The organism is Mycolicibacterium sp. Y3 (assembly GCF_051188035.1).
GTDB classification, from domain to species: Bacteria; Actinomycetota; Actinomycetes; order Mycobacteriales; family Mycobacteriaceae; genus Mycobacterium; species Mycobacterium fluoranthenivorans.
Genome location: NZ_JAVQLT010000001.1, coordinates 3,306,447 through 3,320,602 on the forward strand (window position 1 = coordinate 3,306,447; position 14,156 = coordinate 3,320,602).

General features: G+C 67.7%; 13 protein-coding genes and 1 pseudogene. 10 read left to right on the top strand and 4 right to left on the bottom strand.

What is annotated here, in order from left to right; genetic code table 11:
* The 4 genes from QN239_RS16040 to QN239_RS16055 are packed head-to-tail and all read left to right on the top strand — an operon-like array spanning nt 1 to nt 2,601.
* Nucleotides 1–606, top strand: a complete 606-nt coding sequence (locus tag QN239_RS16040) for a TetR/AcrR family transcriptional regulator (RefSeq protein ID WP_499011777.1) — start codon at nt 1–3, stop codon at nt 604–606.
* A gap of 31 nt (nt 607–637) precedes the next feature.
* A complete protein-coding gene (locus tag QN239_RS16045) occupies nt 638–1,567 on the top strand; it encodes a class I SAM-dependent methyltransferase (protein WP_499011780.1) in 930 nt (309 codons plus the stop codon).
* Between the two features lie 4 nt (nt 1,568–1,571).
* Nucleotides 1,572–2,036, top strand: a complete 465-nt coding sequence (locus QN239_RS16050; protein WP_499011783.1) for an SRPBCC family protein — start codon at nt 1,572–1,574, stop codon at nt 2,034–2,036.
* Nucleotides 2,037–2,085: 49 nt separating this feature from the next.
* The gene (locus tag QN239_RS16055; protein ID WP_499011785.1) at nt 2,086–2,601 is read left to right on the top strand and encodes a hypothetical protein; all 516 of its coding nucleotides are present in this window, start codon (nt 2,086–2,088) and stop codon (nt 2,599–2,601) included.
* Here QN239_RS16055 and QN239_RS16060 read toward each other — a convergent pair.
* Complete coding sequence (locus QN239_RS16060) at nt 2,598–4,286, bottom strand: acyl-CoA synthetase (protein WP_499011788.1); 1,689 nt, start codon at nt 4,284–4,286, stop codon at nt 2,598–2,600. The genes QN239_RS16055 and QN239_RS16060 overlap by 4 nt on opposite strands.
* 167 nt (nt 4,287–4,453) lie before the next feature.
* Between QN239_RS16060 and QN239_RS16065 the strand changes: the two are divergent.
* From QN239_RS16065 to QN239_RS16075, 3 genes and pseudogenes are all read left to right on the top strand, one after another.
* A pseudogene (locus QN239_RS16065) lies at nt 4,454–5,044 on the top strand (DAK2 domain-containing protein); the annotation flags it as partial.
* Between the two features lie 78 nt (nt 5,045–5,122).
* Entirely contained in the window at nt 5,123–6,145 is a 1,023-nt protein-coding gene (locus QN239_RS16070; protein WP_499016815.1) for a dihydroxyacetone kinase subunit DhaK, read from the top strand.
* A 70-nt stretch (nt 6,146–6,215) separates the two neighbouring features.
* Nucleotides 6,216–6,365 carry a hypothetical protein gene (locus tag QN239_RS16075; RefSeq protein WP_499011790.1) on the top strand — a complete coding sequence of 50 codons (150 nt, stop codon included), beginning with the start codon at nt 6,216–6,218 and terminating at the stop codon, nt 6,363–6,365.
* Nucleotides 6,366–6,374: 9 nt separating this feature from the next.
* On the opposite strand, the gene QN239_RS16080 is transcribed toward QN239_RS16075, so the two are convergent.
* Together QN239_RS16080 and QN239_RS16085 are read right to left on the bottom strand one after the other, a co-directional pair.
* Nucleotides 6,375–7,220 carry a universal stress protein gene (locus QN239_RS16080; protein WP_499011792.1) on the bottom strand — a complete coding sequence of 282 codons (846 nt, stop codon included), beginning with the start codon at nt 7,218–7,220 and terminating at the stop codon, nt 6,375–6,377.
* Nucleotides 7,217–8,653 carry an APC family permease gene (locus QN239_RS16085; RefSeq protein WP_499011793.1) on the bottom strand — a complete coding sequence of 479 codons (1,437 nt, stop codon included), beginning with the start codon at nt 8,651–8,653 and terminating at the stop codon, nt 7,217–7,219. The genes QN239_RS16080 and QN239_RS16085 overlap by 4 nt, the downstream gene beginning before the upstream one ends.
* A 102-nt stretch (nt 8,654–8,755) precedes the next feature.
* On the opposite strand from QN239_RS16085, the gene QN239_RS16090 reads away from it, so the two are divergent.
* Nucleotides 8,756–10,291 (top strand): PucR family transcriptional regulator, encoded by a 1,536-nt coding sequence (locus QN239_RS16090; RefSeq protein WP_499016816.1) that lies wholly within the window; start codon nt 8,756–8,758, stop codon nt 10,289–10,291.
* Between the two features lie 100 nt (nt 10,292–10,391).
* Nucleotides 10,392–10,658, top strand: a complete 267-nt coding sequence (locus QN239_RS16095) for a hypothetical protein (RefSeq protein WP_499011796.1) — start codon at nt 10,392–10,394, stop codon at nt 10,656–10,658.
* On the opposite strand, the gene mgtA is transcribed toward QN239_RS16095, so the two are convergent.
* On the bottom strand, nt 10,609–13,242 hold the full coding sequence (mgtA, locus tag QN239_RS16100; protein ID WP_499011799.1) for a magnesium-translocating P-type ATPase: 2,634 nt from the start codon (nt 13,240–13,242) through the stop codon (nt 10,609–10,611). The genes QN239_RS16095 and mgtA overlap by 50 nt on opposite strands.
* A 92-nt stretch (nt 13,243–13,334) precedes the next feature.
* Here mgtA and QN239_RS16105 point away from each other — a divergent pair, with 92 nt between their 5' ends.
* Nucleotides 13,335–13,676, top strand: a complete 342-nt coding sequence (locus QN239_RS16105; RefSeq protein WP_499011802.1) for an ArsR/SmtB family transcription factor — start codon at nt 13,335–13,337, stop codon at nt 13,674–13,676.
* Nucleotides 13,677–14,156: the final 480 nt, after the last annotated feature.

Consider the following 14,156-nt stretch of genomic DNA (forward strand, 5'->3'; position numbering starts at 1 on the left):
GTGACCGAGCGCTGGACCAGGGAACGACGGATGGAGCAGACCCGTACCGTGTTGCTCGATGCCGCGGAGAAGATCTTCGCCGGACGCGGGTACGCCGGGTCGCTGGAGGACATCGCCGAAGCCGCCGGCTATACGCGCGGCGCGATCTACGCCCAGTTCGGCGGCAAGGACGAGTTGTTCCTGGCGGTCATCGAGCGGCACCGCCAGCGTTTCCTGGACGGATTCGCCGACGTGATGCAGTCCTACGACCGGCTGGCCGATATCGACGTGACCGGCTTCGCCGAACGGTGGCGACTGCTCAGCGGGGCTGATGCCTTACACGCGGCGGCCCTGAACTACGAGTTCACCCTGTTTCTGCTGCGCAACCCGGCAGCGCGGGAGCGGGTGGCGGCCCAGCGCCTGGAAACCATCCGATCGCTGGCGGACTACATCACCAAAGGTGTTGCCCGGCTTGGAGGTACGTTACGCATCCCGGCCGAGCCGCTGGCCCGCGTGTTGCTGGCCACCAACGACGGGATCACCCTGGCCAGCCATCTGGACGGCGAGGATCTCTACGGCACCTTCCTGCAGCTGGTGCTGTCGAGTGTCGATCCGCCTCAAGAATGAGGACTCGACATTAAGCGTAGTGTGTCTAACTATGGCACGCACAGACAACGACACTTGGGATCTGGCCTCCAGCGTGGGCGTGACGGCGACCGTGGTGGCCATGCAGCGGGCGATGGCCACTCGTGGTCCTCGACCGCTGATCTATGACCCCTACGCCGAACCGCTGGTCTCCGCGGTCGGCCTGGACGCGTTCACCCGGTATGCCCGCGGTGAGATCGACACCGACGGCGGACCGCTCGATGTGCACCGGATGTCGGACGGGATCGCCGCGCGGACCAAGTACTTCGACGATTTCTTCGCCGACGCGACGGCCGCCGGCATTCGGCAGGCGGTCATCTTCGCCTCCGGGCTGGACGCTCGCGCCTACCGGCTGAGGTGGCCGGCGGACACCACGGTGTACGAACTGGACCAGCCGCAGGTCATCGAATTCAAGACCGGTGTGCTCGCCGATCAGGGTGCCGTGCCCGCCATCGAGCACCGGCCCATCGGTATCGATCTGCGCGACGACTGGCCGGCGGCGTTGCGGGCCAACGGGTTCGATCCATCCCAGCCGACGGCGTGGATCGCCGAGGGCCTGCTCGTCTACCTGCCGCCGGATGCGCAGGACCGCCTGCTGGACAACGTCACCGCGCTCAGTGCCCCGGGCAGCCGGATGGCCGCCGAGAACACCGGCACGCTCACCCTGGACGAGCTGGCGCGGATCGGCGATCAGATGCGGTCTGCGCAGGAGCAGTGGCGGGGCAAGGGAATCGACGGTTTCGGCGGCGCGACCGATATCGACATCACCGAGCTGTTCTACGCCGGTGAGCGCACCGAGTCGTCGGTGTTCCTTGCCGACCGGGGCTGGGTTGTGACCCTGCACAAGAGTTCGGAGCTGTATGCCACGTACGGACTGGAGCCGCCGATCGAGGGCTTGTCCGCCTTCGGTGACATCACCTACCTGACCGCCATTCTCGGTTAGCGCGGTGCGCTGGACCGTCGGCAGTACGCACACCCTGTCCGACCTGATCCCCGCCGAGCCCGCTGCGGTGCGGGCCTTCTATGTCGACCTGGCCAACATCACGCTGGTGCATCCGCTCGTGGTGTCGGTGCGGCCGACCCGCCACCGGGAGACGCCCGGTGGCGGTCAGCTGCGGGCTTACCGGGTCCGGGATCGGATCCCGTTGGGGCGCCTCGTGTTACGCGCGAGCTACGCGGCCGAACTGTATATCCCCGCTCGGGGTGAGGTGCTGACCGAGGCGCGGCAGTTCCCCGGTGTGCGACTCTTCGGCCGGGTGTCGTTCGACGGTACGGCCGAGGGCACCACGCTCACCGAACATCTCCACATCACGGCGCCGGCGGTACTGGCCGCGCTCACGGACCGTCAGGCCGTCGCCGCTCATGTATCGATGCTCGCCGGGATCCGGCGGCATTTCCAGGCGCTGAGATGACGACGGGAATGGCTTACCGTAAGTCTTACGGGATGGCATACTGACTTTTATGGGTGCGCAATCTGCCGACTCCGATGACCTCCTGCCGCCGGCGGTGGCGCGCCTGGGCGCCGACCGCACGGCCGTCTACCGGCTCGACGTGATCGGGGTGGACACCGCCGACGTGGTGCGTTCGGCGGGCGGCTGGCTCTTCGACCGGGCGATGGCCGGTTGGGATGTGCAGGTGACGTTGACCAGGCCGGGCGACGTGCGCCCGCTGCAGATCCTGGGCCTGCGCACCGGCGATCGCCGTGACGAGTCGGTGGCCGTGGCCGCCGCGGGCGAACTCAGCGGCCGGGTACAGGCGGCGCTGAAACGGGGACGCACCGAAGTCACCGTGTGGAACGCCGGGCGGCTCACCGCGCTGGTAGCGGTGCGGCACGTGCTCAGTGCCGCGGCGTGCGCCTTCAAGGCCCAGGCGCTGGCCGCCGCGGGACTCGACCCTGCGGGTGTGCACCCGGCCGAGGTGTTCCATGGCGGGAACAGGTCGCTGCTGGTGGTCCCGTCGGACCTGACGGCGATCTAGGGGCTCGACGCGACCGCGCCGGCGGCAATCGTCTTGGCCCAGCGGTAATCGGCCTTACCGGCCGGCGAGCGCACGATCTTCGGCTCCCGGATGAAGGCCTTGGGGATCTTGTACCGGGCGACCGATCGCCCGCAGATCTCGGCGAGCTCCTCGTCGGAGGCGGACGCGCCGTCGGCCAGTTGGACCACGGCGACCACCTCTTGGCCCCATCGCTCCGATGGGCGGCCCACCACCACGACGTCGTAGACGTTCGGATGCGCGGCGATGGCCCGCTCGACTTCCTCGACGAAGATCTTCTCGCCGCCGGAGTTGATGGTCACCGAATCGCGGCCGAGCAGTTCGATCCGGCCGTCCGCCAACACATTTGCCCGGTCGCCGGGAACCGACCAGCGCACGCCGTCGATCGTCGGGAACGTCCGTGCGGACTTCTCCGCGTCGCCCAGATAGCCCAGGGGGATCAGATCGCGACGGGCCAGCCATCCGCCGCCCTCACCCGGCAGCAGTACCCGGCTGAAGTCCTCGGCGACGACGGCGGTGTCGGACTGCGCGCTGAACACCGCGGCAGGTGCCGGCTGCACTGTGCCGGATTCGCGGCTCGCCGCGGCCGTGGAGTAGGTGCTCATCTGTGCTCCGGACTCCGAGGCGCCGACCGCGTCGAGCAGCATGACTTGGGGAAGTGCGGTCAGGATGCGTTCCCGCACCGTGGGCGACAGGGCTGCACCGCCGTTGGTGATGGTGAACAGGCCGGACAGGTCGTAATCGCCGTTCTCGATCTCCTCGATCAGTGGCCGCGCGACCGCGTCGCCGACCACCGGGATGGTCAGTACCCGTTCGCGTTCGGCCAGCCGCAGGACGTCGGCCGGGCGCAGCCGCTCGACATCGTCGGGGATCACGATCCGGCCGCCCATCGTGATGGCGTTGTAGGCGGCCCATTGTGCGGCGCCGTGCATGAACGGCGGAATCATCAGCATGCCGAGGGCGCCGCCGGCGGTGCGGGCCTTCTCGGCGAGTTCCTCGTAGGAACTCAGGGCGTGATCGCTGCCGAACGGGCGTCCGCCCATCGAGGACAGGAAGATGTCGTGCTGGCGCCAGAGCACACCCTTGGGCATGCCGGTGGTGCCGCCGGTGTAGAGGATGTACAGATCGTCGCCGCAGGCCTGGGGCAAGCCACCCGCCGGGGCGGGGGTGGCGATGGCGGATTCGTAGTCGACCGCACCCGGGAGCAGTTCGTGACCGGACGCGTCGGCCACCTGCAGGAGCACCTCCAGGTGCGGTACCCGGTCCCGGATGGCCGCCACCCGTGGGGCGAACTCGGCGTTGTAGACCAAGGCTCGGGCCTTCGAGTCGTTGAGCAGGTAGACGAGCTCTTCCTCGACGTAGCGGAAGCTCACGTTGTACGGGGCGACGCGGGCGCGGTAACTGCCGATCATCGACTCGAGGTACTCGTTGCCGTTGCGCAGATAGATGCCCAGGTGGTCCTGACCGGACTCGTGCCCGGCCAAGGCGTCGCGTTCGGTGTGCACGCCCAACCCCGCCGACACCAGGAAATTGGCGAACCCGTCGATCCGCCGATCGAACTCGGCGTAGGTGTAGCGCCGGTCGCGCCACACCAGGAAGGTCTGCTCGGGGACGGCCTTGGCGACGGTGCCGAACACAGAGGACAGGTCGAAGCTCACGCCACTCATGACAGCAGACCATACATGGTGCAGCTATCTGTATGGTCGATGTGGTCGAACAACATTCCTTGAATCATGGGCACGTTCAATACACCTCGGCGCGGACCACCAGTCCCGCCAAAGGTCTAGGGTCGTGTGGCCGCGCGGCAGGCCCGCCCGTCCGTAACGTGAGCGGGATGAGCTGGACAGCATTGGAAACGTTGATCCGAACCTGCGTCGACACCGCGCTGGAGCGCCGCGCCGAATGGGACCGCCTTGATGCCGCCGTCGGTGACGGGGATTTCGGGAGCAGCCTGGCCCGTGGCGCGCGCGGCGTCGCGGCGCAGTGGGAGGACCTCGACCGCTCGTCTCCGGAAAAGTTCCTGCGGGCTGTGGGTGCCGTGCTGAATCGCGAAATGGGCGGTAGCTCAGGGCCGCTGCTGTCAGTGGCCTGTGAACGAGCCGGAGCGAAGGCGGGTGATGTCGAGGCGATCGACGTGGCCACTGCCGGCGCCATGGTGCACGCCGCGGCGGCGGGGATCGCCGAGTTGGGGCAGAGCGGTCCCGGGGACAAGACCCTGCTCGACGCCCTGCTGCCGGCCGGAGCCGCCATCGCCCGGGTCGCGGCGCAGGGTGGCACCGCGACCGCGGCCTACGCCGACGCCGCGGTCGCCGCGGCCGAGGGCGCACGATCCACCCGGGAATTCGTGGCCAAGCGTGGCCGAGCCGCCTATTCGGCGCAACGCAATATCGGCGCGCCCGATCCCGGTGCGGTGGCGGTGGCCGAGATCGCTGCCGCCGCCGGACGCGGGGTGGGTGTCGAGGTACCCGATGTCAGCGATTTGACGGCCGACGCCGCCGAACCGATCGAGGACACCCGGAGCGGTAAGACGAAGCAGTTTCTCAACGACCCCGCCGATGCGGCACTGGAGAGTCTGGCCGGGCTGGCACGGTCGGTGCCGGATCTGGTGGTGTGGGATGCCGACGCGCAGATCGTCCGCCGGGCGACGGCACAGGGTGCGGGCCGCGTGGGTCTGGTGTCCGGTGGCGGTTCGGGTCACGAACCGCTGCATGCCGGATTCGTCGGCGTGGGAATGTTGGCCGCGGCGGCGCCCGGTGCGGTGTTCGCCTCGCCGAGCACAGACCAGATCCTGGCCGCCACCCGGGCCGCATCGGCCGGAGGCGGTGTGTTGCACGTCGTGAAGAACTACACCGGCGACGTGCTGAACTTCCGCCACGCGGCCGAGGCTGCCCGGGCCGAGGGGATCGACGTGGCCAGCGTGCTCGTCGACGACGACGTCTCGGTCGACGGCTCCGATCACACGGTCGGCCGGCGCGGTACCGGAGCCACACTGTTCGTGCACAAGATCGCCGGAGCGGTCGCCGAAGCCGGAGGGGCGCTGGAAGACGTGCACGCCGCGGCGGTGGACGTCGTCAACCGCAGTGCGAGTTTCGGTATCGCGCTGACGTCCTCCTCGCCGCCGGGAGCTGGGCCGATCCTGGCGCTTGGTCCCGACGAGATCGAGATCGGTGTCGGTATCCACGGTGAACGAGGCCGCCGCAGTGACCGCCTTCGCCCTGCCGCCGATCTGGTGGCCGAGGCGGCGGAGATCCTGGTGGCCCACCTCGGGCTCGATGCGGGAAGCCAGGTGGTGGCCTTGGTCAACGGCCTCGGTGCGACACCGCTGATGGAGCTGTACCTGCTGTTCAACGATCTGGCCGATGAACTGTCCCGCCGGCGGATCGGTATCTCGCGAAACCTGGTCGGGAACTACGTGACCAGCCTGGACATGGCCGGTGCCTCTTTCACGCTGATGACCTTCGATGACGAGCTGGCCCAGTGGTGGGACGCCCCGGTGCACACCGCGGCGCTGCGATGGGGACGGTAGTCGTCGTGCCGGACAGCGTGGAGCTTCGGCACGCTATTGTTCGAACCCCATCGGGAACAGAGGAGAGCCAGTGACGCAACCAGAGCAGCAGCTGACGTTCGGGCAGAAGGCCAAGCTGGGCCTGCAGGCCGCAGGTGCCTTGGCCCGCAACCCGAAAGCGCTGGTTGCGCTGGTGAAGTACAAGCTCGCCGAGCGGAAGTCGGCCAAGAGCGCCGACTGACCCCAGAGGCTAGTCCTCGCCCGGTGTGACGACGATCGGTACCCGCAGCACCCGCAGGATCTTGGCCGCGGTCGAGCCGATGAGCAGGCGCCGTGGCGGAGCCAACCTGCTGGAGCCGAGCATCAGCAGGTCACCGTCCGCCCAGTCGAGCTCGTCCACGGCGGCCTCGATGGTCGCACCGTCCGCGACGACGGCCGTCACGGCGAAACCCTCCGGGAGCGAAGCCTGCGCGGACTTCAGTGTGCGGTAAGCATGTTCGCGGGCAGCCTCGATTCCGGCCGCGCCGTGCTGGTCGAGTGCCACCAGCGACACGAGCCGCAGTGGTGCGCCCGTGGCCCTGCTCGTCCGCACGGCGGCGTCGAGCAACCGGCGTGCGCCGGCACGGTCACCGATCGCACACGTGACGGATCGGACGCGTTCGACCTCGGAGTGGCGGGTGCCCCGCGGCGCCACCGCGACCGGGACCGGCGCGGAATGCAGCAGCTCATCGACCAGTGCGCCCAATGACAGGCTGCCGGCCAGCCCGCCGCCCGAGCCGCCCACCACGATGGCCTCGGCGTCCAGCCGAAGTGCTTCTGCGCCAAGGGCTTCGGCCACCGACTCTGCGACGATGACCTTTCCCTCGACCGTGACGTCATCCGGCACCAGGCGCAGCGCCTCGGCCAGCCACGCCTGACCCTGTTCGGCCAGTACTTCGTGGTACCGATCCGAGGTCAGGCGGGGCGTGGTCACGTCGTCGGGGGCCAGCACCAAGCACACCTGCAGATCCGTGCCGAGCGTACGGGCCAACCGCACGCCCAGCGACAAGGCGTCGGCCCCACCGGCTGTCGCGAGATACCCCACGACGAGCGTCATCGGGAACCGCCCTTCTTGCCGTGCTGGATATGGGGGATCGGGGTGCCCTCTTCGGCGAGGGTCTCCTCTTCGATTCTCATGGTCATCGGGTTGCGCAAGCCGCGGGTGACGTAGATCAGCAGGGTCAGTCCGATGACGAACCAGATGGCGCCGTAGAGCAGCGCGTCGAAGTGCAGGTTGAGCCACAGCACAGCAGTCAGCAGCATGCCGATGATCGGCAGCACGATGTTGGTGAAGATCTCCGCCGGCGTGTGCCGCTTCTTCTGATGGACGGCGAAGTACAGCAGCACGGTCAGATTGACCATGGTGAAGGCGATGAGGGCACCGAAGTTGATCATCGATGACACGAACTCGAGGGTGAACCGGAATGCCAGCAGCGACACTGCGCCGACGATGAGCACGGCGTGCAGCGGCGTCAAGAACCTCGGGTGGATGTAGGACAGGAAACGCGGGATCCGGCCCGTGCCGTTGCGGGCCATCACGTAGATCATCCGGGACACGCTGGCGTGTGAGGACAGGCTGGAGGCGAACATGGCCGACAGCGCGGCCGAGACGAAGAGAATCTTGAAGAACTCGCCGCCCACCTTGAGCGCGAGCTCGGGAAGCGTGTCGTCGGTGACCTCGAAGCCGTCGAGAGTGGGGAAGGCGGCCTGGCTGAACCAGGCTCCGAGCAGGAAGATCGCGCCGCCGATGAGCAGCGCGAGGACGATCGCCTTCGGGACGGTGGTCGCCGACTTCGCCTCCTCGCTGTACATCGTGATGGCGTCGAATCCGATGAACGAGAAGCACACCACGGTCGCGCCCGCGATGACGGCCTGCATGTCGACGCCGGCGTGATAGAGCGGGGCGAGCGTCAGGGCGGTGCCCTGACCCAAGCCTCGGGTGAGGGAGATGTAGGTCAGGACGACGAAGATGCCGATCAGAAGGACCTGGAAGACCACCAGCACGCCGTTGATGCTCGAGGTGCCCTTGATGCTCCAACAGTTGAGTGCGGTGACGACCCCGACGTAGACGACGACGAATATCCACGACGGGGTGTCGGGGAAGAAGGACTCGAAGTAGATCCGGCCGATGACCGCGTTGACCATCGGCAGGAGCAGATAGTCCAGCAGGGAGGACCAGCCGACCAGGAACCCGACATTGGGGTGGATCACCTCGGAGGCGTAGGTGTACGCCGATCCGGCCGAGGGGAAGACACGGGTCATCCGTCCGTAACTGAGCGCGGTGAAGATCATGGCGATCAGCGCGACGATGTAGGCAAGCGGGACCACCCCGTTGGTCTCTTCTGACACGATGCCGAAGGTGTCGAAGACCGTCATCGGCGTCATATAGCCGAGGCCGAGGCCGACAATCGCCCACAAGCCGAGCGACCTGGACAGGCGCGGGGAGGTGGAAGCGCTACCTAGGGGAGCCTGCGGGGAAGTCTGCTGCACCCAAGAAGTGTGCGCTGTGCCACATCGATGCGGCCCGCTCCGTTCTGTACATTCCTGAGGTAATGTTTCACCACTCCGTACAATCAGCGGGTGCGTGTTTCGGTGGCGTGGGTGCTCACTCAGGCGGGTTTGGCGCTTCGGCTGCGGGGTGGCGCGACCGGTGTCGGCCGTCCGATCGACGTGGTGCTCACCACCGAGCTGGCCGATCCGTCGCGCTGGTTGTCGGGCAATGAACTCGTGCTCACGACCGGGATCAGACTTCCGGACACGGCCCCGCAGCGAGCCGCCTACCTACGCGAGCTCGACGACTGCGGGGTGGCGGGTCTCGGATTCGCGACTGGCTTGACCCACCCGGCGGTGCCGGAGGATCTCATCGCCGTGGCCGACGAGATCGGCTTACCGCTGATCGAGGTGCCGCTGGAGACACCTTTCGCCGCGATCGTCAAAGCCGTTACGGCCCGGATCGCCGAGCTGCAGTACGACGACGTCCTCCGCGTGTCGAGGGCGCAGCCGCATCTCACCCGGGCGGTGATCACCGGGGGAGCGCACGCCGTGGCACGCGAACTCGGCCGCGCGCTGGCCGCCACGGTGGTGATCGTGGATACCGTCGGCGACGTGGTGGCATGTCATCCGGCGCCGGCCGATGTCACGGTACTGGACGAGATCCGAAGCGCAGTGCTGCCGGGTGCCGACGCGGGCGCGACGACCATCGTTCTGAACGGGGCGTCGACCACCGTTGCGCACCAACGCATCCGAGTGGGATCGAGATCGTACGGCGAATTGGTGGTCATCGCGGCGAACCCGCTCAGCCACATCGATCAGGTGCTGCTCGGACATGCGAACGCCCTTCTGGCCCTTGACTTCGACAAGCCGGCGCGGCTGAATGACGCCCAGCGCAGGCTGAATTCTTCGGCGCTGGGCTTGGTGCTGACCGCCACCGCCGATGTGCAGCCCGCGAGGGCGTTGCTGGCCCCTGCTGCGGATTCGCATCGGCGGATTCGCGCCTTGTCGATCGACAGTGATTCGCGGGATGCGCTGCCGGCTGTCCGTGCTGCGTGTGCGGACCTCCTCGAGCGCGAGGGGTATCAGTGTTTTGTGCATGCCGGCGAGGTCGAGGTGGTGGTCATCGTCCCGGGCGGGCTGGGCATCGATTTCGCGGGCCGGCTCATCGACGGGTTGGACGCGCCCACCCGCCGGACCGTGCGGGTGGGGATGAGCGGGACGCACGTGCTCGACGATCTGCCCACCGCCGTACAGCATTCCGCCCGGGCCGCCGCGATGGCCAAACGGGGCGGTGCGCCGGTCGAATTCGGGGCCGTGGCCGGCCAGATCCTGCTGTCCGACAATGCGAGCCGGAAGGTACTCGCCACTGTGGCGGAGGCCGTGTTGGCGCCCCTGGTCGACCACGACCGTGAGCAGCGCAGCGGCCTGATCGAAGCGCTTCAAGCGTTTCTGGAGGCGAACGGGCAGTGGGAGGCGGCCGCGGCGGAGCTCGGGATCCACCGGCACACGTTGCGAAACCGGATCAGGACTGCGGAAAGGCTGCTGGACTGCGATCTCGGTGTGGCCAGGGTGCGTGCCGAGTTGCTGCTGTCCTTGCTGGCCGGCGGTGAGGGGCGGGCGCCGGAACCGAACTGAGGCTGACGTCTCCGGTCGACGGCGGCGATCCCGGTGGCATCTATATTCAAATCATTCTATGATTATAGAATCGTAGTATTGCAAGAAAGGAGGCGAACCCATGACGCTCGGTGAAACACGCCGTCGCGGCAAGCGGGTGGCACTCGGTGCGGGTGTCCTGGCGGTCTGTGTGTGGTCCTGGCTGGGTGTGAATCATCAGATGACGCTGTCGGGCACGACGACGCTGGGCCACAACAGCATCAACAACGCGGGGGTGTCGACGACCTACACCACCCCGGCTCCCGTGACGATGACGGTGGGCGTCACGACGTCGGTGACTACTCCGGAAGACGCGCCGGCGACGCCGATCGCGCGGCCCGCGCTCTAGGCTGCCTGCGCGCCAGGGCGCGTTTGACCACGTGCGCGGCTGCGGCGTACACCAGCACGGTGGCGCCGATGAAGGAACAGCAGGCCGGCGAGAGCGGGCTCATGTGCAGTGCCGCAGCCAGCGGGCTGAACGGCAACCAGCATCCGGCGGCGGCCGCGGCGACGGTTGCCGATATCACCGCCAGGCTCGGGCGGCGCCGACCCCACGGCGCACCGCCGGTGCGCAGCACCAGCACCACCAACAACTGCGAGAGCAGGCCTTCGAGGAACCAGCCCGACTGGAAGACGGCATGGTCCTGGTTGCCGCCGAAAGCGAACCACAAAGCCCCGAAGGTGAAGACGTCGAACACGGAGCTCAACAGTCCGAAGATGACGATGAAGCCCACCAGTCCGTCGGAGCGCCATGTCCGCGGTCGGCTCAGGTAGTCGGGATCGACGTGATCCCACGGCAGGGCCAACTGGGCCAGATCGTAGAGCAGGTTCTGTACCAGCAACTGCACGGGCAGGATCGGCACAATCGGTACCAACGCGCTGGCGGCAACCAGGGACAGGGCGTTGCCGAAGTTCGAACTCGCGGTGACGCGCACGTATTTCAAGGTGTTGGCCACGGTGCGCCGGCCCTCCAGGACGCCGTCGGCGATGACGCCGAGATCGCGATCGAGAAGGATGAAGTCCGCCGCCGACTTGGCGGCCGGTGTCGAGGTGTCGGCGGCGATCCCGGCGTCCGCGGCGCGCAGGGCCGCGATGTCGTTGAGCCCGTCCCCGACGAAGCCCACCACCGCGCCGGCCCGCTGGAAGGCGGTGACCACCCGCGCCTTCTGGTCGGGGGTGAGCTCGGCGAACACGGTGGTGTCATTCGTGCGCCGCAGCAGTTGATCCTCGTCGAGATCCTCCAGATCGTCACCGACCACGACCGAGGCGACGTCGAGTCCGGCGCGTACGGCGGCGTCGACGGCGACGGCCTGGGCATCGCCGGTCAGTATCCGCACACCGACCCCGTACGTCTCCAGGGTGGCGATGGTGTCGGACACGTTCGCGCGCAACGGGTCCAGGAAGCAGAGAAATCCCAGCAGGACGAGATCCCGCTCATCGCGGGCGTCGTACTTCTCGAATCGCGCGGGCCCGCGGCGCATGGCGATGGCCTGCACTTGGAATCCGCGCGCGTGGCAGTCGCCGAGCACGAGGCGCCAGGACTCGTCCTGGTGGGACATCTCGATATCGCCGTGATCGGTGCGAATCCTGCTGCAACACTCCAACACCCGATCGGGGTCGCCACGGCAGATGAGGACGTGGGCTGCGCCGTCGGCCACCACGACGGTCGACCTGCGTCGGGTGTAATCGAAGCCGATCTCGGCGACCTTGGTGTGCTCACCCGCACCGGCCTGATCGGGTGGAGCCTCGGTCACCAGTGCGGTGATGGCCTCGCCATAGCGAATGTCCACGTCACAGCGGTGGCGTTCGGCGACGGCGGCATACCGCGCGGGGGCTCCGTCGAGACGACCTGCGGTGTTCAGACTGTGGGCGTAGACGATCCGGTCCTCGGTGAGAGTGCCGGTCTTGTCGACACACAGCACGTCCATCGCGCCGAGATCGGCAATGGCGTTGAGCCGATTGACGATCACCTTCTGGCCCGCCATGCGCATCGCGCCACGGGCCAGGTTCGATGTCACCACCACCGGCAACATCTCCGGTGTCAGGCCCACCGCGACCGCGACGGCGAGAACGGCGGCCTGCGCCCATGAGCCGTCGACGAGACCGCGGATCACCATCACCGACGGGATCATCACCAGCATGAACCGGATCAGCGTCCAGCCGACCGACTGCACGCCGCGGTCGAAGCTCGAGCGCCGTGGCAGCCGCCGCGCCGTCGCCACCAGGCCGCGGGCGTAGGTCCCGGTCCCGGTGGCCAGGACCACCGCGGTCGCCGACCCCGCCAGCACCGTCGTGCCGGCCAGGCACAGCCGGGAACTGGCGGGGACCGGCCGGGCCGAGAAGCTGCGCTCCTCCTCGCCGGATTTGCCGACGGGCAGCGACTCCCCGCTGAGGGTGGACTGGTCCACCAACAAGTCCAGGGATGTCACGATGCGCACGTCGACGGGTAGCGCATCGCCCGGGCGCAACACCACGATGTCACCGGCAACGACATCGTCGACGGGCACCTCCCGCTCCACGGCGGGGTCCCCGTCGGAGGCGCGCCGGCGCACCGTCATGGTGCTCGGGATGCTGCGGCGCAGAGCGGCCACCGCACGACTCGACCGGCCCTGCTGCCACAGTCGAAGGGCCACGGCGAGCAGGATCATCGCCGCGACGGTGATGGCCGCCCCGGCATCGCCGAGAACGGCGAAGACGATATCGAGTCCGGCCAGCAGCGCGACGAACGGCGAGCCCAGCGCAAGACCGACACGTCGCAGCGACCGAACGGCAGCGGTGCGGTGCCGATTCTCGGACATCGTGTGCGTGACGCGCCGCGCGGCCTCGGCTTCGGTGAGGCCGGCGGGGCCGCTGTCCATCGACCGATAGAGCAGAAACGACGACATCGCCGCGGATGCCCGCAACGTCGGTTCGGCCTCGGCACGGTCGTTCATCGGGTCACCGCCCACACGATGCGGCAGTCAAATGGTTGCACAACCATGCAAGAGCCGGGATGCTGACATCTGTCGAGAGAGGACGCCGCCACGTGCCGAAGAATTCCGAACCGCAGCCGCTCCCCGATGAGCTGTTGCAGGAGTCCGCCTCCACGATGGCGCTGCTGGCCACTCCGGTACGTCTGCACCTGCTGTGGCTGCTCTCGCACGGCGAGAAGGATGTCGGAACCCTGGCCGAAGCCATCGACCAGACGCTGCCCACCGTCAGCCATCACTTGAACAAGCTGAAGCTCGCCGGGCTGGTCGGTGACCGGGTTGCCGGCCGGCATCGGGTCTACATGGCCATCGATCAGGACGCCGTCGATCTGGCGACCTTGGTGATATCGCGGCGACTGGAACGGAAAAGCGGCCGGACGCGCAAGCGGCGCGCCTGAGCCGGCTTCGAGGACCATGCGCGCGAGTGTCCGGGTACATCCTGTGAACCGGCTGTCGGGAAGCCGGTGCGCGCGCTGTCAAAACTGATCGAGTTAGATCAGCAGTCAAACGATAATGCATTCAAATAATAGTTTGAATGACCTGTTGGCAGGTGGTTTGTCTGGCGGCAGGTACCCCCGCAGTGACACTCGACAGTTGGATAAGCGTTTGACTGTCGGGCCGCGGTGAGGTCTACTGATCCCAGTGCAACGCCCCGGGTGGGCGCAATCGATGACTGATCGGAGGTGCCCTCATGAGTGAGGGAAGTAGTACACCGCCTCCATGCGTGCTCTCCGCCTGATCCGGTCGTATCCGGCACGTCCGGCAGCCCGCATGGGCCGGCAAGTGAGTACCTCCGCGTGACCGGGGACCCGTCCGCTCTGCAGTGACGTCCTGGGTGCGCAACAGCTTACTTGCGCACGAGTGCAACCGATCTGGAT

Excerpts from the sequence above, each read along its gene's own strand:
- QN239_RS16045 (WP_499011780.1), top strand. The coding sequence starts at position 638 with ATGGCACGCACAGACAACGACACTTGGGATCTGGCCTCCAGCGTGGGC.
- QN239_RS16055 (WP_499011785.1), top strand. The coding sequence starts at position 2,086 with ATGGGTGCGCAATCTGCCGACTCCGATGACCTCCTGCCGCCGGCGGTG.
- QN239_RS16060 (WP_499011788.1), bottom strand. The coding sequence starts at position 4,286 with ATGAGTGGCGTGAGCTTCGACCTGTCCTCTGTGTTCGGCACCGTCGCC.
- QN239_RS16080 (WP_499011792.1), bottom strand. The coding sequence starts at position 7,220 with ATGACGCTCGTCGTGGGGTATCTCGCGACAGCCGGTGGGGCCGACGCC.
- QN239_RS16095 (WP_499011796.1), top strand. The coding sequence starts at position 10,392 with ATGACGCTCGGTGAAACACGCCGTCGCGGCAAGCGGGTGGCACTCGGT.
- mgtA (WP_499011799.1), bottom strand. The coding sequence starts at position 13,242 with ATGAACGACCGTGCCGAGGCCGAACCGACGTTGCGGGCATCCGCGGCG.